Raw genomic sequence first — 21,179 nt, 5'->3', positions numbered from 1 at the left:
GCCGCCTAATTCCCACTTGGGTAAAATTCCCACAGGTTCTGCTATAGTTGGGTTTTCCGAAAGGCCCCAAGGAGGTTTGACATGAACTTCTTCGACATTTTGCTGCCCATCGTGTTCGCATTGGTGGGCATTGCCCTCATTTGGTTTGTGGTGGAGTTGGCCATGCTGGTGCGCAAGGCGCGCGGCACCGTGACCAATGTGGAGAAGGATTTGCTTCCCACCCTGGCCAACGTGAACAAGATTTCCGAATCGGTGGTGCCGGTAACCGCGAAGGTGGATCCGCTGATGGACCGCGTTGCCCTCACGGTGGACGCTGCCAATCTCGAAATCATGAGAGTGGACCAGATTCTTGAGGACGTGGGCCAGATCACCGGCTCGGTGAGCAAGACCATGGACGCCGTTGACACGGTAACCTCCGCGCCGGTGGAGCTGGTGAACTCGGTTACCAACAAGATGCGCTCCCGCTTCAAGCCGCGCTACGCTTCGGACGAATCGGTGAAGCTGGGGCAGACCGAGGCCAAGAAGAGCACCACGGTGGCGGATTTCGTGGACGCTGCCGCCGATGCCGCCACCGATGCCGTTTCCCAGCAGAAGACCCGCATGGCCGATCGCAAGGCGGCTCGCGAAGAGCGCAGCGCCTACGACGCCGCCAAAGGCGAGCAGCTGGACAAAACCGCCGACGGCCTCACCGATGCGGTGGTGAGCGCTGCGGGCGCCGACACCCCGGCGGCCGAGATTCCCGGTTACACCGTCATCCCTCCCGCTGTCACTGACAAATAAGCGGTTCTGACAAGGATTCCATCATGAGCAAGCGTTCCGACGCATGTGAAAGCACGGCACCTGCCCCCGCCCCGGAGGCGGGTGCCCCTTCTTATTCCGAGGGCTCTGCGGCTGTGGCCGCCGTTGCCGAATGCGGCACCCTCGATGATGCAGCCGCCGCCTACCAGTTTGATGGCCCCAGCTGCCCGGTTACCGCCGGCCCCGACGAGCGGGAGCGGCTGGAGTACAAGGTGCAGCGGGCCCGGCACCGCTTCCTGAACGTGTGGACGGTGGTGGGGGCCATCCTGCTGGCGGCTGCGGTGGTGTTTTTGCTGCACGTGCTGGCCCTGCCGGCTTCCATCATCATCTGGACCACCGTCATCGTGTTCTGCCTGCGGGGCGTGGTGTCGGGGCTGGAAAAGCGTGGCGTCAGCCGTATTGTGGGTACCACCTTGGCCTATGTGCTGATGTTCGTGGTGCTGGCCTTGGTGGGGCTTTTGCTGTTCTCGCCAATGTTCGGCCTCAACAGCCAGTTCCTCGACCTGATGCAAAGCATGCCCAGCTACGTGCAGGGGGTTTCCGATTGGCTCATGTCGCTGTACGATCAGTATCGCATTTATCTTGAAGACGACACGGTGAAGCAGGTGATAGGCGATGTGCAGGCTAGCGCTGCCAGCTTCGCATCGCAGCTGGCCCAGGGCAGCGCTCAGGGCATCGTGGGCTTTGGTACTGCTCTGGCTAACGCCCTTATGGCTTTGGGCTTTGCCATGGTCATCGCCTTTTGGGTGCTGCTGCAGCTGCCGGCCATCGGGCGGGAAACGAAGCTGATCATCGGCCCCAAGCACGCGGTGGACGCCGCCTTCTGGCACGTTACCTTCACGCGGGTGATGGGTGGCTACATCAAGGCCACCATCATCCAGTGCGCCATCATCGGCGTTGCCTGCGCCTTGGTGTTCTTGCTGCTGGACATCCCCAATGCCGCCGCACTGGGGGCCATCACCGGTATCATGAACATCATTCCCATCATCGGCCCCTGGCTGGGCGGTGTCGTTGCGGCGCTGGTGGCCCTGTTCAAAAGCCCCATCGCCGCGCTTATCGCGGTGCTGGCGGCCATCATCATCCAGCAGTTCGTGTACACCTTCGTCTCGCCCCGGCTCATGCAGTCTTCCTGCGACGTGCATCCGGCGGTCACCTTGCTGGCCTTGATGATCGGCAGCGCCCTGGGCGGTGCCATGGACGGGCTCATGGGGTCGCTGGTGGGCATGCTGGCCTCCATCCCGGCCGCCGCCGTGGCCAAGTCCTTCTTCGTTTACTACTTCGAGAAGCATACCGGGCGGCGCATCGTGTCGGAAGAGGGGGTGCTGTTCAAGAGCGGCTTCGAGGACACCCCTGGCAACGTGCCCCAGCCCCTGATGGACGCCACCGGTCCTAGTTACAGCGCCAAGGACTACGATCGCCAGATGGGAAAGGCGGGGAAGTTCTTTGCCCGTTTCACGAAGAAGAAGTACTGAGCCTGAGCCGTTGCCTATATAATAAGTCGGTATGGTTTCGGGCGGCCCTGTTCGCGCTGCCCCTGGAAAGCGCCCCGCCGGGCGCTTTCGGTGCGCCAACCCATTCGAATAGTTAGGACGTGCATGTAATGAAGTACATGACCACCGCTGAGATTCGTGAGAAGTACCTTGCCTATTTCGAGGACAAGGGCTGCAAGCGCATGCCTTCATCGTCGCTGATTCCCGACGACCCCTCGCTTCTGCTCACCAGTGCCGGTATGGTGCAGTTCAAGCCCTATTTCCTGCACCAGAAAGAGCTGGAGGCCCCCTACATCGGCACCACCACGGTGCAGAAGTGCGTTCGCACCAACGACATCGACATCATCGGCACCACGGGCCGTCACCTGAGTTTCTTCGAGATGCTGGGCAACTTCAGCTTCGGCGCCTACTTCAAAAAGGAGATGTGCGCCTGGGCCTACGATTTCTCCGTGAACGTGCTGGGGCTCCCGCCGGAGAAGCTTTACTTCACCGTGTTCGAGGACGACGACGAGACCATTGAGATCTGGAAAGAGCTGGGGGTTCCCGCCAGCCATATCTCCAAGCTGGGAGAGGACGACAACTTCTGGCGCGCCGGCCCCACCGGCCCTTGCGGCCCGTGCTCGGAGATTTACTTCGACCAAGGGGAGGAGTTCGGCTGCGGCAGCCCCGACTGCGCCCCCGGCTGCGACTGCGACCGCTTCCTGGAGTACTGGAACTGCGTGTTCACCCAGTTCGACGGCCAGGAGGACGGCACGCTGAAGGAGCTGCCCTCGAAGAACATCGACACTGGCATGGGGCTTGAGCGCATGGCCGCCATCATGCAGGGGGTGCAGTCCAACTACGAAACCGACGTGCTGCGCAGCCTGGTTGCGGTGGGGGAGAAGCTTTCCGGCAAGGCCTACGGCGAAGACGCGGCTGCCGATTTGGCGCTGCGCATCATCGCCGACCACAGCCGTTCGGTCACCTTCATGATCGCCGACGGCATCCTGCCCTCCAACGAGGGTCGCGGCTACGTGCTGCGCCGCCTGCTGCGCCGCGCCATCATGAAGGCCCACTCCATCGGCATCGAGGGGCACTTCCTGAACGATTACGTGGACGAGATCGTGCGCCTGATGGGCGACGTGTACCCGGAAATCGTGGAGAATCGTGAGTTGGAGCGCAAGCTCATCCTGGCGGAGGAAGAGCGCTTCGGCGCCACGCTGCGCCAGGGGCAGGCCTATCTTTCCCAGGCCCTCGCGGGGCTTGAGGGGGCCGTTCTGCCGGGCGACACCGCCTTCACCCTGCACGACACCTACGGTTTCCCGGTAGAGATCACCCAAGAGATTGCCGGCGAGGCGGGCATCGCCGTTGACATGGAGGGCTTCGAGGCGGCCATGGAGCAGCAGCGGGCCCGTGCCCGCGCCGCCGGCGCCAAAGACGCCGAGGCCGCATGGTCCACCTATGGCGGCGTGCATGCTGAGCTGCTGAAAGAGCTTGGCCCCACCGAGTTCGTGGGTTATAGCGCCACCCAGCTTGAAACCACGGTGGCGGCGCTGGTGAAAGATGGCGCGCGGGTGGTCCAGCTAAACGCCGGCGAAGAGGGCGAGTTGGTGCTTGCCGCCACGCCGTTTTACGCCGAGATGGGCGGCGAAGTGGGCGATACCGGCGAGATTCTGAACGGCGAGGGCCGCCTGTACGTGCTGGATACCAAGGCGCCCGAAAAGGGGCTTTCGGTGTGCACGGTGCGCAACGAAGGAGCGCCGGTGAAGGTGGGCGACGCGGTGGTAGCGGTGGTGGATGCCAATCGCCGCCACGCCATTGAGCGCAACCACACCGCCACCCACATTCTGCATGCGGCGCTGCGGGAAGTGCTGGGCGATCACGTGAAGCAGGCGGGTTCTTATGTGGGCCCCGATCGCCTGCGCTTCGACTTCACCCATTTCGAAGCGGTCACGGCCGAGCAGCTGGCCGAGGTGGAGCGGGTGGCCAACAACGCGGTCATGGCCGCCACCCCCATGACCGTGTACGAAACCTCGCTGGACGAGGCGCGCGCCAGCGGCGTGACCGGCCTGTTCGGCGAGAAGTACGGCGATGTGGTGCGCGTGGTGGAGGCCGGCGAGTTCTCCCGCGAGCTGTGCGGCGGGTGCCATGTGTCCAACACGGCCGAAATCGGCTTCATGAAGATCACCTCCGAATCCAGCGTGGGTGCCAATCTGCGCCGCGTGGAGGCGGTTACCAGCTACGGTGCGCTGGCTTATGTGAACAAGCTGGAGCAAGAGCTGAAGCAGGCGGCAGCGGTGCTTAAAGTGCCCGTGGCCGATGTGGCCGACCGCGTTGCCGCCAATGTGAAAACCCTCAAAGAGCTTACCCAGAAGGGGAAGCGGGCCAAGGACGCGGCCTCCGACGATCAGGTTTCCGCGCTGTTGGCCCTGGTGCAGGAGGCCCCGGCCGACTACCCGGTGATCATCGGCAAGGCGGCGGTGGCCGAAGGCGGCGCGCTGCGCAACCTGTGGGACGTGCTGCGGGCCCGCATGGCGGCGCCCGGGGCCGTGGTGCTGGCGGCCCAAACGGCCGACGGCAAGCCGCTGCTGCTGGCGGCGGGCACCGACGAGGCGGTGGCGAAGGGCTTTGACGCCGGCGCCCTCATCAAGGCCATGGGACCTGCCATCAGGGGCGGCGGCGGCGGCAAGCCGGCCATGGCCCAGGCGGGCGGCAAGGACGCCTCCGGCCTGGATGCGGCGCTGGAGATTGCCCGCGAGCACATTCTGTAATGCGCGTATTGGCGCTTGACATCGGAGACGCGCGCATCGGGGTTGCGGTAAGCGACCCTGGTGCGCGCGTTGCTTCGCCGGTTGCCGTGCTGCCTGCCCCCGAGGTGCTGGGAAACGCCAAGCCTTGGAAGCGGCTTTTGGAGGATTGGGAGCCGGAGCTTTTGTTGTGCGGGTTGCCCCGCACCATGGCGGGCGAAGAGGGGCCCCAGGCCCAGAAGATCCGCGCGCAGGCGGAGGCGGTTGCCAAGGCGGCCGGGCTTCCGTTGCAGTTCGCCGACGAGCGCCTCAGTTCCGCCGAGGCCAAACGGAGTTTGCGTGAAAGCGGGCTGTCGGAGAAGGAAATGCGCGGCAAGGTGGATATGATTGCGGCGAGTATTTTTTTGCAGGCGTGGTTGGATGAGGTTTCCCGCGCCTGAGCCGCAGGGAGGAATGGCCAATGAGGAAGAACAACATCACTTATTCCGAGCGACCCACCCATGCGGCACGGGCGGCCCACGCCCGCGGCGATGCGATGTTCCGCACTTACGACACCACCGCCATCCGCCCCAAGCACTCCAAGGTGCCCGCCATCATCGCGCTGGTGCTGGCCATCGCGGCCCTCATCGCCATCGCGGTGGGGGTGAGCCGCTGCGTTGCGGGCCCCGATCTGCTGTCCGCCGATGAAACCGCCACCATCGTGGTGAAGGAAGGAGAGGGCGCGTCTGCCATTGGGAAAAGCCTGGCGGACGCCAAGCTGCTGGCTTCTGCGGACGAGTTCGTGAACGCCGCCCGCGAGATGAAGGCAGATTCGTCCCTCATTCCCGGCCAGTACGAGATTGCGGGGCAAACCCCTGCCCGCGACATTGTGGCCTTGCTGCAGGCAGGACCCGCGGCCACCGGGAACACCGTTACCATCCCCGAAGGACTCACTCGCCAGGCCACGGCCGAAGCGGTGTCCAACGCCACCGGCGGCCGCATCAGCGTGGAGTCGTTCATGGACGCTTCCTCCGATGCCAGCGCCTGGGCGCAGGAGTTCCCCTTCTTGGAAACCGCCGGCAATAATTCGCTGGAGGGCTTCCTGTTCCCCAAAACCTACACGGTGGAGGAGAGCGCCGATGCCGGCGCTGTGGTGCGCATGATGCTGGGACAGTTCCAGACGGAAACCGCCGGGCTGGATTGGGCGTACCCCACCGAGGCGGGGCTGAACCTGTACGAGGCCGTGAACCTGGCCTCCATCGTCGAGAAGGAAGTGGCGGTGGCCGACGAGCGGCCGCAGGTGGCCAGCGTGTTCTACAACCGCCTCGGCTCCGACCGCCCGTACCTGGAGTCCGATGCCACCACCGCCTACGAGGTGGGGCACCAGCCCAGCGCCGAAGAAGTGCACGCCGACACCCCTTACAGCACCTACAGCAATCCGGGGCTGCCCCCCACGCCCATCTGTTCGCCGGGCCTTGAGGCGATCAAGGCAGTGTGCAGCCCGGCCCAGACCAGCTACATGTACTTCTACACTCCCTCCAATAGCGACGGTACCGCTGGCGAGACCATCTTCAGCGAAACCTACGAGCAGCACCAAAGCGCCATCAACGGAAACTAGGGCGCCGTGGCACTGCTGTCGCCGGAACGGTATTTTTCGCGCATAAGCTCCATCGATATCCAGCGGGATTTGATGGGGGCCGGTTTCGGCCATGTGCTGCTGGACGTGGACAACACCATTCTCTCCCGAGCCACCCATGACATACCCCGTGACGTGGGGGTGTGGCTGGGCAAGGCGCGCACGGCCGGCGTGGAGTTCTGCCTGGTGTCCAACAATTGGCATGCCAGTGTGCACCAGTTGGCGGGCGTGTTGGACGTGCCGGTGGTGGGGAAGTCTTGCAAGCCCCTGCCCCAAGGGTTTTTGCTGGGGCTGGCCAAGGTGGGCGGCACCCGCAAGAACACGGTGGTGGTGGGCGACCAGCTGCTCACCGATGTGCTAGGGGCCCACCTGGTGGGATTGCCCGTGTACATGGTGCAGCCGCTGGTGGAAGTGGATTTGCCCCACACCATGGCGCTGCGCAACTTTGAGCGGGCCGTGCTGGGTAACCGGCGCCCCGAGCCCGTTTCCGTCGTCGCAGATGACCCGTCCCGTCAAACCCCATGACAGGGGACGGGGATAATGTCATGCCCGCAGTCACTCGCATGACAGGGGTCGGGGATAGTGTCGTGCCCGCGGCCGCTCGCGCGCGATTTCGCCCATGGCAGGGGGTGGCGTTGCGTTTGCAGGCCTTGCGCGCGATTGCGCCCCATGGCAGGAATGGTGCTGCGTTCGCGGGCTCTTATGTGCGATTTCGTAGGGCAGAGATTCTATCTCTGCCTAATCAGCAACCGCGAACGGCCCAGGCGAGGCCGCAAGTGATATTTCAAGAAAAGGAACCGCAATGACCGCAACGGGCAACGATGAAGCGAAGCAGCTCTACGTGCTGGGGCATCCGGTGGCCCACTCCAAATCGCCGGCCATGTACAATGCCCTGTACGGTTACTTGACGCTGCCTTGGACTTACGGCCTCATGGATATCGCCGACGCTTCGCAGGCGGCCGAGTTCCTTGACGCCCGCGAGTTCTTCTCCATCAACATCACCACTCCCTACAAGCCTTTGGCGCTTGAGAAGGCGGATGTGAAGGCGGCGTCCGCGCAGTTGGCCGGCGGTTGCAACCTGCTCATCTCGTTCGGCGAAAAGCTGCTGGCTTACAACACCGACGGCGAGGGTTGCGTAGCCTATCTTGAGCGGGCAGGGGTGAATTTTGCCGGAAAACGGGTGGCCGTATGCGGCACCGGCCCCACTTCCTTGGCCATCTACCACGCTGCCGCCATTGCCGGCGCGGCTGAGGTGCTGCTGCTGGGGCGCCAGGTGGAAAAAGCCAAGGCGCAGGCGCAGGGCTACGTGCGCCAGTTGCGGAAGATGGCCGAGGCATCGGCCGGCATGCCCGCGGCCCACGACCATCACCGCTCCATTGCCGACACCTATCGCGACTGCTCGTTCAAGTACGGCAGTTACGCCACTTCCACCAAGGCCATTTCCGCCGCCGATGTGATCATCGACGCTACGCCGCTGGGGATGCACGCGGGCGACCCTGCCCCTTTCGACCCGGCTCTGTTGAGCGATGGGCAGTTCGTGATGGACGTGGTGTACGGCCATGGGGAAATGGCGCTGGCGAAGGCTGCAAAGGAGCGGGGCTGCCAGTTCGTGAACGGCGCTGGCATGCTGGTGGGGCAGGCGGTGGTCACAGCCCTCATCCTGTTCGATCTGTCGGGGGTGGAGACCGAACTTGGCTTCGATGGCATTTTCCGCCTGATGGCCGACGCCGGGTTCCCCGGCCAGCTTTAAGCGGCGCGGCCCCATGGTTGCGGGATGCAGCTGGGATGATGTACTATACGTTAATAACGTATAGCTAGGAGCTTTATGGGCATCAAAGAGCTAAGGGCATCAACAGGGCTGAGCCAGAAGGGGTTTTCGGAGGCTTTCCAGATACCTGTGCGCACGCTGCAGCAGTGGGAGCAGGGCAAAAGCTCGCCTGCCCCTTATGTTTTGGCCATGATGGAGAAGTTGGCGCCTGCGATGGCCGCCGATGCGCCCGGTGAAAAAGATCCGTACTTCGTGCCCGAGAAGTCGCGCTGGAAGGTGTGCATTCCCGATCCGTTTCCCAATTGCGAGCGCGTGTACCCGTTGCAGCAGCGCAAAGTTCGCCAGCTGCTCGATGCGCTGCGCGGCAACGATGCGGTGAAGTCGGTTACCATATTCGGGTCGAGTGTTACGCAGCGCTGCCGCCAGGACAGCGATCTGGACGTGTACCTTGAGCTGGCAGACGGGGACGGGGAGGTCAAGATAGCTTTCGATTTTCCCTGCGATCTGTGGACGAACCGCACGGCGGACGAGCGCTTGAAGCGCGAGATAGAGCAGAAGGGGGTGCGGGTGTATGGCTAGCGCAGGCACCCTGTTCGACAAATCTGTGGCGAATCTGAAAACGGCTCAAATTCTGCACCGTCATTCTGGTGGCGACGAAGAGCAGCTCAACGCCGTGGGGTATCACCTTCAACAGGCAATGGAGCTGTGCCTGAAGTATCTGCTGGAGCAGGACGGGGTGGAGTATCCCAAAACTCACGACATCGATCAGCTCATTCGCATCGGGCGCGAGACGGATGTGGATTTCACGCTGCCAGAGTACCTGGACGATCATGCGGAGATGCTCACGCAGTGGGAGGCGAAGAGCCGCTACATTCTTGGCTACGCCATCGAGGCGCGCAAGATTGAACGGGCCCTTCCCGAAATCGACGCTTACCTGCAGCAGGTGGCTAAGCGGGAGCGGGAGGCCATCGGTTAGGGGCGCTCGGCGCTAGTTTGGGCGCGGGCCAGCAGCTCTTCCCGGGAGACGGGCCGCAGGGCGGCCAGCTTTTCGGCGCGGCGTTGAATGAAGGCGGAAAGCCTGCGCAGGAAGTCTTCCGGGAATGGCTCCTCTTCGCTGTTGGCGAACTCGAAGCGGGCCAGCGCTTCCAGTTGGCAGATTTGCCGTTGCCCCATCAGGCGGGCCGCCTGCTCGTCAAAGGTGACCTGCGGCCAGGAGGGGAGCACAAACTGGGCTTCCGTGTCGAAGGAGCCCACCTGGCTGAATTCATGGTTGAAGAAAAGGGAGCGGCCGTTGTCGAAAACAGGAGCCGCGCCCAGCAAATCTCCGCTACGGCTGTCGCGCAGCACGCCGAAATTGGTGAGATGGCGGTCGGTGTTGTAAATCAGCGCGTCGAACACCATCATGGAGGCGTAATCCTCAAAGTGCTCCAGCCCCCAGCGCAGGTACGATTTCACGGCGCCCGTGTGAGAGGACTGGCCGAAGGCGAGCGCTTGGGGCACGTAGGATACTTCGGGTGTGCAGAAGCAATCGCAACTGCAGCACGCGTCGGGGGAGGCGGCGTCCCAGCGGGTGAGACCGTACGCCACGGCATTAAGGCCCATGGTCGCGGCCACCTGGGCCGCGAGGAATTCCGCTCGCGTTTCGCCGAATTCGCCAGACTCGCTGCTGCCTTTGTAAAGGCGCCGCGTTCCATCGGCTTCGATGCGCCAGGCCTTGCGGAGGTTGCCATTGGTGGTCAGCTCGGGGGTGGTGGGAGTGAGTCCCCGCTGGTCGCTCACGATGCCGGTGTAGGCCACGGCGGCCAGCACCGATGAAAAATCGTTGTCATAGAGGTTGCACTCGGCGAAGGACCCATCGCTCCCTTCGGGCGCAATCCAGTAGGAGTCGTTGAGCGAAAGACCGCGGCTTATGGCCAAGATGCCGCTGCGGTCGTTTGTGGAAAGCCCCAGCGACCGGCACAGCTCGGTGGCGAAGCGGCGGTTCTGGGGGATGGCCCGCGTGGAAAGCCACCGCCATAGGCCCTCGTCGGTGAGCTGGAGGCCCAGCGGCATGAGGTGCTGGCGCGAACTGTCCCATTCGTGCAGAACAGCCGGATTGTCTTCTCCGAACGAAAAGCGTAAGAGCGGCTGGTCGAAGAGTCGAAGCTCGAATATGTCGGTTGAGCGTACCATGGGTGAGATTGTAGCACGGAGGGTGGTCGGGCAAGCAGCTCCCCGGCGCGCCGCCGCACAATGTGCGGATTGGGCTGTTGGGGTTGGCTTTTCGGGCCTGGGGTTTGGGGCTGCGCTACAATTACCCGCAACGTTTGAGCGACAGAAAGCGGGAGCGCATGCGCTATGTGACGGCGGGGGAGAGCCACGGCCCTGAACTGGTGGCTATTGTGGAAGATGTGCCGGCGGGGCTGAAGGTTTCCGCCGAGCAGATTGATTACGACCTTTCGCGCCGCCAGAGCGGTTACGGCCGCGGCGGCCGCATGACCATCGAGCGCGATCATGCTCGCATCGTTTCCGGCGTGCGCTTCGGCCGCACCCTGGGAAGCCCGGTGGCGCTGGTGGTGGAGAACCGCGACTGGGTCAACTGGACCGAGCGCATGGCGGCCGACGGCCAGCCTCCGGCCGACCTCAAGCGGGAAGTTACCCCGCGCCCCGGCCATGCCGATTTGGTGGGGGCCCTGCGCACCAACACCGACGACTGCCGCGACATCCTGGAGCGGGCCAGCGCCCGCGAGACGGCGGCACGGGTGGCCGCCGCCGGCATCGCCCGCGAGTTCTTGGCGGAGTTGGGGGTGGAAATTTACTCCTATGTGGTGTCGGTGGGGGATGTGGCCATGAAGGAGGCCTCCCCGGCCGATGCCGCCTCCTACAACCCCATGGCCATCGAGACTTCCGAAATGCGCTGCCCCGATGCCGCGGCCACCGAAGCCATGAAGCAGGCCATCAACCGCGCCCGCCGCGCCGGCGAGAGCCTGGGGGGCACCTTCCGGGTGGTGGCTACCGGCCTGGTGCCGGGCCTTGGCACCTACGCCCAGGCCAAGGGGCGCCTCACCGGGCAGCTGGGGGCGGCCCTGTTCTCCATTCCCGCCATCAAAGGCGTTGAATTCGGCCTTGGCTTCGAGGCGGCCCAGCTGCCCGGCAGTCAGGTGCATGACCCCATTCTGCTGGCGGGCGCCGGCTTCGACCGCGCCTCCAACAACGCCGGCGGCCTTGAGGGCGGCATGACCAGCGGCTTGCCTTTGGTGGTGACGGCGGCTATGAAGCCCATTCCCACGCTGATGACGCCGCTTTCCACTGTGAACCTGGAAACCCTGGCGCCGGAAGAGGCGTCGAAAGAGCGCTCGGATGTGTGCGCCGTTCCCGCTGCCGCCGTGGTGGCGGAGGCGGAGGTGGCCTTCGTGCTGGCCAGTGCCTACCAGGAGGCCTTCGGCGGCACCTGCATGGCCGACATTCGTCGCAACTTGGAACAGTACAAGGGCCGCCTGCGGGCCTTTGCGCGATAGGCCGTGCCCATGGCGAAACCTTCTGGCAACGGGCAAGGGCCGGCACCTTCGGGCGCCGATGCGACGGCGCGCGGTGAAGGCGGCCGGCAAAACGAGGGGGGCAAGCGCTCGGGTGCGCGGCGGCGGAAACGGCGCGGAAAGCGCGGCGCCGGCCAACGGGAAGGGGCGGCCGCTTCCCCGGCTGCACCGGAAAAGCGCGCGGCCAGCGGGCGAAAACCGGGGCCCAAACGGCAGGGTTCTCCGGCCCCCAGGCGCGAAGAGGCCCCAGCGGCCCTCGCCAGGCCGGTGTTCTTCGTGGGCTTCATGGGAGCCGGGAAAACCAGCGTCTCCCGCTACATGGCCCGCCGTTGGAAGTTCTCCGCCATCGATTTGGACGTTTACCTGGAGCGGCGCGAAGGGCGCGTGATCCGCGACATCTTCGCCGAAGACGGGGAGGCGGCCTTCCGCGCCATCGAAACCGATGTGCTGCGGGAGGTGGGGGAAAGCCCCAACCCGTCGCTGGTATCCTGCGGCGGTGGCATTGTGGAGCGGTCGGAGAACCGGGAGTTGCTGGAGAGGCTGGGAACCGTGGTGCATCTGCGGGTTTCCGCCGACGAGGCGGCCGGCCGCATCAGCAACAAGAGTACAAGGCCGCTGTTCAACGACATCGAGGGTGCCCGCGCCCTGTGCGAGCGGCGCGCCCCCCTTTACGATGCGGCGGCCGATGTGGTGGTGGACACCGCCGGCAAGTCGGTGGCCCAAATCGCTTATGAGGTGATGGGGGCGCTGCGGCGCCGCGGCGATGTGCGGCCGCAGCCGAAAGACGGGCAAGCGGCAGCTGAAGAACGAGACACCTTATCCTAGGAGGAGCAATGGCGGCAACGCGTGTGGTGGTGGACATTCCCGGCGAGCGTCAGTATGACGTGCGCATCGGCGAGGACATCCTCAAAGACCTGGGGGCGAAGTTGGCACCGGTGCTGGAGGTTCAGCCCCCCAGCCGCATATTGGTAATCAGCGATTCCAACGTGGCGCCGCTGTACCTGGAAACCTGCAAGCAGGGGTTGGCAACGCTCGGCTGCCCGGTGAGCGACATTACGGTTCCCGCCGGCGAAGAGGCGAAATGCGTTGAGGTTATCGGCGAAGTATGGAGCGCCATGGCTGCCTTGGGGCTGGCCCGCGACAGCGTGGTGGTGGCGCTGGGCGGCGGCGTGGTGGGCGATCTGGCCGGCTTCGCCGGGGCCACCTACATGCGCGGCGTGCGGGTGGTGCAAGTGCCCACCACACTTCTTTCCATGGTGGATTCTTCTGTGGGGGGCAAAACCGGCATCAACCTGGATGCCGGCAAGAACCTGGTGGGCACCTTCCTCCAGCCCAGTTACGTGTGCGCCTCCACCGATGTGCTTGCCACGCTGGACGAGCGGGAGTGGGCCTGCGGGTGCGCCGAAATCGCGAAGTCGGCCCTCATCGATTCGGACGATTTCTTCTTCTGGCTGGTGGAAAATGCCCCCCTGTTGGCGGAGCGGCAGCCGGACGTGGTGCGGGAGGCCATCGCCCGCTCGGTGGTGTTCAAGGCGGGGGTGGTGGCCCAGGACAAAACCGAGAGCCGCGGAGTGCGCGAGTGTTTGAACTATGGTCATACGCTGGGGCACGCCATCGAAACGCTGGCCGGCTACGGCACCTATTCCCACGGGGCCGCAGTGGCCGAGGGCATGCGCTTCGCGGCGCGGCTGGGGCAGACGCTTGCGGGCACGCCGCTTGAGCTGGTGGAGGCGCAGGACGCGCTTCTGGATCAGCTGGGGCTTTCGGTGCTGGATTGGAAGGCGCCGGCCGAAGATATCTTGAACGCCATGAAACGGGACAAGAAGGCCCGCCAAGGGGCGGTGCGTTTCGTGCTGCCGGCCGACGTGGGCGCTTGGGAGTTGGTTTCCGTGGACGACGACACGATTCTGGAGCACCTGCGCCTCTACTTCGGCGAATAGCCGCAAACAGGGGCAATGCTGGGGCCGCCTGACTCGTTAACATTGCGGCCTTGACGGATGTGCCGTTTAACGACGGTGTGGACGTGGCGGCTCTGGCGCCCGTGCGGGTTGACGGATGTGCGGGCATGGCGCCCTTGCGGTTTGATTTCGTAGGGCAGACATTCTATGTCTGCCTGGGTTGCGACCGTGTGCCGGCTGTCCGTTAGGCAGAGATAGAATCTCTGCCTAACGAAGTTCGCGTTGCTCGTCGGTCGGAGATAGAATCTCTGCCCTACGAAGTATGCACGAGATGCTTGTCCCAGAAAGGATTTAGCGATGAGAAAAGTGCTGTTGATGAACGGCCCTAACTTGAACATGCTGGGGGTGCGCGATCCTGCCATTTATGGCAGCGACACCTTGGCCTCCATCGAGCAGATGGTGGAGGAGTACGGCCGCGCCCATGGGGTGCAGGTGGATTGCTTCCAGTCGAACCACGAGGGGACTCTGGTGGACGCGCTGCAGGCCGCCCATGGCAACTACGACGGCATCGTGTACAATCCCGGCGCCCACACCCATTACTCCTATGCGCTGCACGATGCGGTGGAATGTATCGATGTGCCTGTGGTGGAAATCCACATCTCCGATATCTCCAAACGGGAGGAGTTCCGCCGCACGTCGGTTATCGCGCCCGCCTGCATCGCCCAAGTGAAGGGGCTGGGCAAGGAGGGTTACCTGCGGGCCTTTGATATTTTGCTGAAGAGCTGGGAGGGGGCCGAAGATGGCCGATGAGCTGACAGACGCCCAAGCCCCGGCCCGCCACCTGGGGCGGCTGCGGGCCCGCATGGCCGAAGAGGGGCTGACCGCCTTTCTGGCGCGCGGCACTTCCAACATCCAATGGCTCACCGCCTTCGACCGCGTGTTCGATGAAGAGGCGGCCCATGCCCTGTTCGTAGATCAGGGGCGCGCCGTGCTGCACACCGATTCCCGTTACAGCGAAGCGTGCCGTCGGGCGGCCGAGGGCACCGGCATCGCGGTGAACGACGTGCGGGAGGGCCACGGGGCCTTCGCGGCGAAGCTATGGAACCACCGTTTCATGGCTGAGGCGGCGGATAAGCTAGGCATCGAGGATTCCATCGAACTTCGCGAATACCGCGCGCTTGAAAAGGCCTTTGGCGAGGGGGAGGCCCCGCTTCCGCTGCGGGAAACCGATGGCGTGGTGGTGGGGCTGCGGGCCGTGAAGGACCCCTACGAGATTGCTCGCATGCGCTGGGCCCAAGCCATGACCGACGCCGCTTTCGCCCACATCGTGCGATTCATGGCGCCGGGCGTGACCGAGCGCGAGGTGCAGCTGGAGCTGGAAAACTACATGATGACCCACGGGGCAGAGGGCTTGGCGTTCCCTTCCATCGTGGCCACTGGCGAAAACGGCGCGAGCCCCCACGCCATTCCCGGCGAAACGGTGCTGGAGGCGGGGCAGTGCGTGGTGCTGGACTTCGGTGCCCGCTTCGCCGGCTATTGCTCGGACATGACCCGCACGGTTTTTCTGGGGATGCCAGAGGGGGAGATGGCGGCGGCCTGGGAGGCGCTGCGGGCCGCCAACGAGGCGGTAGAGGCGATGCTGGCCCCCGGCGTTACCGGCGCCGAGGCCCATCAACTGGCCGAGGACGTGCTGGAGGGCCACGGCTTCGGGGGCAAAATGGGCCACGGGCTGGGGCACGGTGTGGGGTTGGACATCCACGAACAGCCGGTGCTCTCGCCCCGCAACCCTCAGCCGCTTGCGGCCGGCAACGTAGTTACCGTGGAGCCGGGTATCTACCTGCCAGGTCGTTTCGGCATGCGCTTGGAGGATTTCGGCGTGGTGACGGAAACCGGTTTCGACGTGTTCACCGCCTCCACCCACGAGATGGTGGTGATTTAGCGGCTGCCGCGCCACCAGGCGATGGCTATCTGGGTGCGGTCCCGCAGCCCCGTTTTCTGCAGAATGGCGGAAATGTAGTTGCGCACCGTGCCCTCCGAGAGGTACAGCGCCTGGGCGATTTCGCGGTTGTCCAGTCCTTCTGCGATCAGGCGGGCCGCTTCCCGTTCCCTTTGGCTGAGCTGCGCACCGAAGCTGCTGGCGTCGCAGCCGGCCTGCTGCGTTCGGGCGCGCCCCTTCGCCATCAGCTGCCCCACGCGGCCGCTCACTTCCTGCCCCAGCACCGTTTGGCCGTCGGCAGCGGCGAAGAGCGCCTGCTCCAGTTGGGCGGTGTCTTGCTTTATCAGGTAGCCGCGCGCTCCCAGCGCCAGGGCCCGCACCAGGTAGTCATCGTCGGCGAACGTGGTAAGGAACACGATGTTCGCCTGCGGAAACGCCGCGAGCACCTCTTCTGCGGCGGCGAGGCCCGAGACGAGGGACATGCGGATGTCCAACAGCAGCACCTGGGGGCGAAAGCGGCGGTACAGTGCCAGCGCGTCGGCGCCGCTGGTGCTGACGGCAGCCACCTGCACCCGGCCGTTGGCCTGCAGGATGGTGGTCAGCGATTCCAGGATGAAGGGGTCGTCGTCGATCATCACGACGGTGAGGGGGCTTTCGGTCATGGCTGCTCCTGCTGCTTGGGGAACGTGGCGATGATGCGGCTGCCGGCAAGGTGCGGCTCGCGCGGAGCGAACGAGAAGCTGCCGCCCAGGGCCTCGGCTCGCTGGCGCATGGAGGCGATGCCCATTCCGTCGGTGTCGGTGGGCCGGGCGGTGCCGTTGTTTTCCAGACGCAGCCGGAAAAATCCGGGGAACTCCTCCAGCGCGACGGAGGCGGCGGAGGCGTGCCCGTGGTTGACGGCGTTGGAGAGCCCTTCCCGCACGATGGCGATGGCCGCCAGGGCCACCGGGCGCGGCAGGTGGCACACCTCGTAGCGCAGCGTTCCCTGAAGCGAGGGCAAATCGCAAACCGCCTCTTCAAGCGCCTGGCGCGGGTCGAATGCTTCCTGGTGCAGGTTGTGGACGCTGGCGCGGACGGTGGCCAGCGCTTCGTCCAGCGTGGTTTCCAGCGGGGCGATGGCCGCGCTCAGGGCCGCGTCTTCTTGCCGGCTTACTGCGAGCGCCCGGGTTTGCAGCAGTGCCCGGGTGAGCAGGTGCCCCACGTTGTCGTGGATTTCACGGGCGATGCGGCCCCGTTCGTCCAGCACGGCGCAGTGCACTTCCAAATCCTGGCGTTCTTGGAGGTTGCGGGCGCGGGCGGCCAGCGCCAGGTGTTCTTCTTGCAAATTATCCCGCAGGGTGCGCAGGCGTTGCTCTTCGGCAGTGCGCGTGCGGCTTCGCCATGCCATGAACGCCGCCAGCGCCGCCAAAAGCGCCAGCGCCCCGAAGGCGGCGGGGTTCAAGCGGGGCCAGCAGAGCAAAAGCGGCACCAGCCACAGCGGCGCCAGCCAGCGCTGATGGTTGACCACGGCGCCGTAGGCCCCCAGCGGGGCGAAGGCGCCCAGGGGCGCCCAGGCGCAGCAGGCTGCAAGGAAGACGATGCCCGTTGCCGCCTTGTGGGGCGCGGCGCGGAAGAACTCCATCAGGCCTGCCGCCGAAAAGGCCGCGAGGCAGGCCCCCACCAGGACAGCAGGGTTTTCCCCTGGCAGCCCGTGCAGGGCGCAAGCGGTGCAAAGGACGAGAAGCACTGTTTGGTCTATGGCGCGATCCATGGGGCCATTATAGCGGCGCCGCCGCGGGCAGCTTGAAAGTGGTGACATTTGGCACTTACGGGCAGCGGCGGTTTCGGGGCACAATGCGAAAAAGCCGAGAGGAGCGTTTGCCCGCCATGCCGGCGGGGCAACGGCGCAGAAGGGAGCAGGAGGCCGATGAGCGCCATCGTCGAAGTGAACAATCTGGTGAAGCGCTATGGGGACGTGATGGCGCTGGACCATTTCGATCTGACCATACAGCCGGGGGAGGTGTTCGGGCTTCTGGGACCCAACGGTTCGGGAAAGACCACCGCCATCAACTGCATACTGCAGCTGCTCACCTACGACAAGGGAATCATCCAGCTGTTCGGGCAGCCCATGACCCCCACCGCCTACCAGCTCAAACGCAAGATCGGCGTGGTGCCCCAGAACGTGGCCCTGTTCGAAGAGCTCACCGTGCAGGAGAACATCGACTTCTTCTGCGCCCTGTACGTGGCCGATCGCAAGGAGCGCAGGCGCCTTGTGGAGGAGGCCATCAGCTTCGTGGGGCTTGAGGATTACCGCAAGTTCCGCCCCCGCAAGCTCTCCGGCGGCCTGCTGCGGCGCCTGAACATCGCCTGCGGCATCGCGCACTGTCCCAGCCTGGCCTTCTTCGACGAACCCACGGTGGCGGTGGATCCCCAAAGCCGCAACGCCATCCTGGAGGGCATTCGCCTCATGAACGAGCGCGGCTGCACGGTGGTCTATACCAGCCATTACATGGAAGAAGTGGAGGAGATTTGCTCCCGCATCATGATCATGGACCGCGGCCGCGCGGTGGCGGTGGGCACCAACGCCGAGCTGAAGGCCATGGTGGGCACCGGCGAGCGCATCCGCGCGGAAGTGGCGCTCCTGCCCGACGAGGTGCGGCGCCGCATCGCCAGCCTGCCCCACGTGCGCCGCATCGACTACGACGGCGAGCTGCTTTCGGTGCACTGCGAGCAAGGGGCCCACAATGTGGGGGACGTGCTGGGGGTGCTGGCGGACGCCTCCATCGCCGTGGGGCGCCTGTACTCCGAGCCCCCCACGTTGAACGACGTGTTCCTTGAGATAACCGGCAAACAGCTGCGGGATTAAGGGGGCACCATGGGCACGGTATTCTTGGGCACCTTGCGCATGCTGGTGCGGGAGCGGTCGCTGTTCGTGTGGGCGCTGGCGTTTCCCCTCATCTTATCCACCATCTTCATGTTCATGTTCGACAAGATTGACGAGGGAACGGTATTCGAGCCAGTGGCGACGGCCGTGGTGGCCGACGAGGCTTGGGGCGAGTCGGGCTTCTCCGCAGTGGTGGATCAGCTCTCCCAACCGGGGGGCGATAAGCTGTTGGACATTCGCGAATTCGCCAGCGGCGAAGCGGCCCGCGCGGCGCTTGAAAGCGGGGAAGTGGCCGGCGTTTTGCGGGTGGACGCCGAGGGTCGGCCGGAAGTGGAGGTGGCCCCGGCGGTCAGCTTGGAGGGCGTAGCGGGGCTTGGCGATGTGAACCGCTCCATATTGGAGACGGTGGCCACCGCTTACCTGCAAAACGCCCGGCTCATCGCCGACTTGGCGGCGCAGAACCCGTTGGTCTTCGCGGATCTGTCGGCCGTCGAGGCCGCCTTCAGCGAAGAGGGCTACACGAAAGAAGTTTCCCTTACCCGGTCGGCCCCGCGGGAAACGGTGCGCTTCTACTACGCGCTGTTCGGCATGGCGGCGCTGTTCGGGGCCCAAATCGCGATGTACGCCATCTGCCAAACCCAGCCCAACCTCTCGCCGGTTGGGGCCAGGCGGGCGCTGGGCGGTCTGTCGCGCGGCCGCACGCTGCTGGTCACGGTGGCCGCGTCCTGGCTGGTGAGCTTCGCCTGCCTGGCGGTGGCGTTCGCCTACGTGCGGTTAGTGGTGGGGGTGGATTTCGGCAATCGCGACGGCGCGGCCCTTCTGGGCATGGCAGCCGCGGCGCTGATGGCCTGCTCGGTGGGATGCGCCTTGGGGGCCCTGCCCAAGGTGGACATGGGAGGCAAAGCCGGGCTGCTGACGGGCGGCACCTGCCTGCTGTCGCTGTTCGCTGGTTTGTACGGGCAGCCCTGCATGCAGCTGGCGGACGAAGTTGCCCGCAATTTCCCGCTGTTGGCCTCCCTTAATCCGGCGAAGGCCATATGCGACATGTTCTACAGCCTGTACTACTACGACGGCCTGGCGGTTTTTGGCGAGAAGCTGGCATTGCTGGCCGCGACGACGGCGGTGCTTTTCGCGGTGGCGATGGTGTTCATGAGGAGGCAGCGCTATGCAAGCATTTAAGACCGCGTTGGGGGTGTGCCTCCGCCATCCGGTTTACCTGATAGTTTACGTGGGCCTTTTGAGCCTGATGGGGCTGTTCATGGGCCAGAGCTTGGTGGCCGCCCCCGATGAAGGGGAGTTCTCGGCCGCCCGAATCCCGTTCACGGTGGTGGACCGGGACGACAGCCGGCTGTCCCGGGCGATCGGGGAGTTCCTGGCCGCCCGCGGGGAGTGGGTGGAAGTTGCCGACGAGCAACGGGCCCTGCAGGATGCGGTTGCCACCGGCCAGGTGGATTACCTGCTCATAGTGCCAGAGGGTTTTGAAGAGGATTTCATGGCCGCGGCCCGCGGTAGCGGCGTTGCGCCGCAGTTGGAGTCGGTGTTCAGCTTCCAGTCTTCCTCGGCGATGCTGGCGGACACCCAGGTGAACCAGTACCTGCGCTTGGTAGGGGTGACAGCGGCCCTCGACCTTGGGGCCTCCGCCGCGCAGGCCATTGCGTCCGCCAACGAGGCTGCGCAGGAAAGCGCTTCGGTGCAGGTGGTCAATCCTCCCCAGCTTGCGGTGGGCGCCGATGCGTTCCTGTTTTACCTCATGTGGGGTAGCTACCCGCTCACGGCGGCCATCGTGGTGTCGGTGGGGTTGCTGATGGGCGCCTTCAGCCGGGTTGACGTGCGCCGCAGGGTGCTGGTTTCCCCGGTGAGCGCCCTTTCCCTGGGGATGCAGAAGGTGGCCGCCGGGTTTGTGGTGACGGTTGCGGTGTGGGCCTTCATCATAGGGCTGGGGCTTGCGGCGTTCCGGGGGTCCGCCGCTTGCTTGCCGCCCGGGGCGCTGGCTTTGGCGCTCATCGCCACGTTCCTCTATGCGCTCACGCCGCTCGCCATTGCCTTCCTTCTCGGACAGCTGGGGGCAAGCGAAATGGTGTCGAACGCGGTGGGCAACATCGTGGGGATGGTGTTCACGTTCTTGGGCGGCGCCTGGGTGAGCATTTCTCTGCTCCCCGCCAGCGTGCAGGCGGTGGCCTCGTTCACTCCGGTGTATTGGCTTACGAACGTCCTGAGTTCCTGCTCGGAGGCCGGGGGCGCCACCGATGCCCTGTGGGCGTCCGCCTTGCCGTCGCTTGGGGTGCTTGCGCTGTTCGCCGTGGCGATTTTCGTAGCGGCGCTGGTGGGCGGAAGGCTCCGGCTGCAAAGCTCCCAGGCCGGCGGCAATGCGGCGGCGGCCCGCAGCCGCTGATGCGCTTCGGCACCTTCCGCCCTTCGGGGCGCATCACCGGCGGGGCGGTTCGGCTCGTCTGGCGTAAATCATCCTTAGCGGCGGATGTTACCTTGCTATAACTAATGGCGGTATCCAAACGCGAGAAGAAAGGGTGGTGAACAATGACGGTTCGGCCGAAAAACCGCGGAAGCGAGAT

General features: G+C 64.9%; 20 protein-coding genes. 17 read left to right on the top strand and 3 right to left on the bottom strand.

The window, feature by feature from the left end:
• The first annotated feature begins 81 nt into the window (after window positions 1-81).
• From DMP11_RS01225 to DMP11_RS01185, 9 genes are all read left to right on the top strand, one after another.
• Window positions 82-780, top strand: a complete 699-nt coding sequence (locus tag DMP11_RS01225; RefSeq protein ID WP_123184666.1) for a DUF948 domain-containing protein — start codon at window positions 82-84, stop codon at window positions 778-780.
• A 23-nt stretch (window positions 781-803) separates the two neighbouring features.
• Entirely contained in the window at window positions 804-2,270 is a 1,467-nt protein-coding gene (locus tag DMP11_RS01220) for an AI-2E family transporter (protein ID WP_123184665.1), read from the top strand.
• Window positions 2,271-2,398: 128 nt separating this feature from the next.
• A complete protein-coding gene (alaS, locus tag DMP11_RS01215; protein ID WP_123184664.1) occupies window positions 2,399-5,038 on the top strand; it encodes an alanine--tRNA ligase in 2,640 nt (879 codons plus the stop codon).
• Window positions 5,038-5,454, top strand: coding sequence for a Holliday junction resolvase RuvX (gene ruvX, locus DMP11_RS01210; protein WP_123184663.1), 417 nt, complete (start codon window positions 5,038-5,040; stop codon window positions 5,452-5,454). The genes alaS and ruvX overlap by 1 nt, the downstream gene beginning before the upstream one ends.
• A gap of 20 nt (window positions 5,455-5,474) precedes the next feature.
• Window positions 5,475-6,611 carry an endolytic transglycosylase MltG gene (gene mltG / locus DMP11_RS01205; RefSeq protein ID WP_123184662.1) on the top strand — a complete coding sequence of 379 codons (1,137 nt, stop codon included), beginning with the start codon at window positions 5,475-5,477 and terminating at the stop codon, window positions 6,609-6,611.
• A 6-nt stretch (window positions 6,612-6,617) separates the two neighbouring features.
• Window positions 6,618-7,154: a YqeG family HAD IIIA-type phosphatase gene (locus DMP11_RS01200; RefSeq protein ID WP_123184661.1), complete on the top strand. Its 537-nt coding sequence runs from the start codon at window positions 6,618-6,620 to the stop codon at window positions 7,152-7,154.
• Between the two features lie 277 nt (window positions 7,155-7,431).
• On the top strand, window positions 7,432-8,379 hold the full coding sequence (locus DMP11_RS01195; protein ID WP_123184660.1) for a shikimate dehydrogenase family protein: 948 nt from the start codon (window positions 7,432-7,434) through the stop codon (window positions 8,377-8,379).
• Window positions 8,380-8,454: 75 nt separating this feature from the next.
• Window positions 8,455-8,976, top strand: a complete 522-nt coding sequence (locus DMP11_RS01190) for a helix-turn-helix domain-containing protein (protein ID WP_123184659.1) — start codon at window positions 8,455-8,457, stop codon at window positions 8,974-8,976.
• Window positions 8,969-9,373: a HEPN domain-containing protein gene (locus DMP11_RS01185; protein ID WP_123184658.1), complete on the top strand. Its 405-nt coding sequence runs from the start codon at window positions 8,969-8,971 to the stop codon at window positions 9,371-9,373. The genes DMP11_RS01190 and DMP11_RS01185 overlap by 8 nt, the downstream gene beginning before the upstream one ends.
• Here DMP11_RS01185 and DMP11_RS01180 read toward each other — a convergent pair.
• On the bottom strand, window positions 9,370-10,449 hold the full coding sequence (locus tag DMP11_RS01180; protein WP_123184657.1) for an XRE family transcriptional regulator: 1,080 nt from the start codon (window positions 10,447-10,449) through the stop codon (window positions 9,370-9,372). The genes DMP11_RS01185 and DMP11_RS01180 overlap by 4 nt on opposite strands.
• Before the next feature lie 278 nt (window positions 10,450-10,727).
• On the opposite strand from DMP11_RS01180, the gene aroC reads away from it, so the two are divergent.
• From aroC to DMP11_RS01155, 5 genes are all read left to right on the top strand, one after another.
• Window positions 10,728-11,894 (top strand): chorismate synthase, encoded by a 1,167-nt coding sequence (gene aroC, locus DMP11_RS01175; protein ID WP_123184656.1) that lies wholly within the window; start codon window positions 10,728-10,730, stop codon window positions 11,892-11,894.
• A gap of 303 nt (window positions 11,895-12,197) precedes the next feature.
• Window positions 12,198-12,737, top strand: a complete 540-nt coding sequence (locus tag DMP11_RS01170; protein ID WP_123184827.1) for a shikimate kinase — start codon at window positions 12,198-12,200, stop codon at window positions 12,735-12,737.
• Window positions 12,738-12,745: 8 nt separating this feature from the next.
• Window positions 12,746-13,852, top strand: coding sequence for a 3-dehydroquinate synthase (aroB, locus tag DMP11_RS01165; RefSeq protein ID WP_123184655.1), 1,107 nt, complete (start codon window positions 12,746-12,748; stop codon window positions 13,850-13,852).
• Window positions 13,853-14,167: 315 nt separating this feature from the next.
• Complete coding sequence (gene aroQ, locus DMP11_RS01160) at window positions 14,168-14,620, top strand: type II 3-dehydroquinate dehydratase (RefSeq protein ID WP_123184654.1); 453 nt, start codon at window positions 14,168-14,170, stop codon at window positions 14,618-14,620.
• Entirely contained in the window at window positions 14,610-15,749 is a 1,140-nt protein-coding gene (locus tag DMP11_RS01155; RefSeq protein ID WP_123184653.1) for a M24 family metallopeptidase, read from the top strand. The genes aroQ and DMP11_RS01155 overlap by 11 nt, the downstream gene beginning before the upstream one ends.
• Here the strand turns inward: DMP11_RS01155 and DMP11_RS01150 are convergent.
• Both DMP11_RS01150 and DMP11_RS01145 read right to left on the bottom strand, forming a co-directional pair.
• Entirely contained in the window at window positions 15,746-16,408 is a 663-nt protein-coding gene (locus DMP11_RS01150; protein WP_123184652.1) for a response regulator, read from the bottom strand. The genes DMP11_RS01155 and DMP11_RS01150 overlap by 4 nt on opposite strands.
• Window positions 16,405-17,496, bottom strand: a complete 1,092-nt coding sequence (locus DMP11_RS01145) for a sensor histidine kinase (RefSeq protein ID WP_161555262.1) — start codon at window positions 17,494-17,496, stop codon at window positions 16,405-16,407. The genes DMP11_RS01150 and DMP11_RS01145 overlap by 4 nt, the downstream gene beginning before the upstream one ends.
• Window positions 17,497-17,652: 156 nt before the next feature.
• Here DMP11_RS01145 and DMP11_RS01140 point away from each other — a divergent pair, with 156 nt between their 5' ends.
• The 3 genes from DMP11_RS01140 to DMP11_RS01130 are packed head-to-tail and all read left to right on the top strand — an operon-like array spanning window position 17,653 to window position 21,001.
• A complete protein-coding gene (locus DMP11_RS01140) occupies window positions 17,653-18,591 on the top strand; it encodes an ABC transporter ATP-binding protein (protein ID WP_123184651.1) in 939 nt (312 codons plus the stop codon).
• 9 nt (window positions 18,592-18,600) lie between these two features.
• Window positions 18,601-19,788, top strand: coding sequence for an ABC transporter permease (locus tag DMP11_RS01135; RefSeq protein ID WP_123184650.1), 1,188 nt, complete (start codon window positions 18,601-18,603; stop codon window positions 19,786-19,788).
• Window positions 19,775-21,001 carry an ABC transporter permease gene (locus DMP11_RS01130; RefSeq protein ID WP_123184649.1) on the top strand — a complete coding sequence of 409 codons (1,227 nt, stop codon included), beginning with the start codon at window positions 19,775-19,777 and terminating at the stop codon, window positions 20,999-21,001. Before DMP11_RS01135 ends, DMP11_RS01130 begins: the two co-directional genes overlap by 14 nt.
• The last annotated feature ends 178 nt before the right edge of the window (window positions 21,002-21,179 follow it).

This window comes from Parvibacter caecicola (genome assembly GCF_003725335.1).
Lineage (GTDB): Bacteria > Actinomycetota > Coriobacteriia > Coriobacteriales > Eggerthellaceae > Parvibacter > Parvibacter caecicola.
This window is presented reverse-complemented; position numbering and strand designations above follow the sequence as displayed.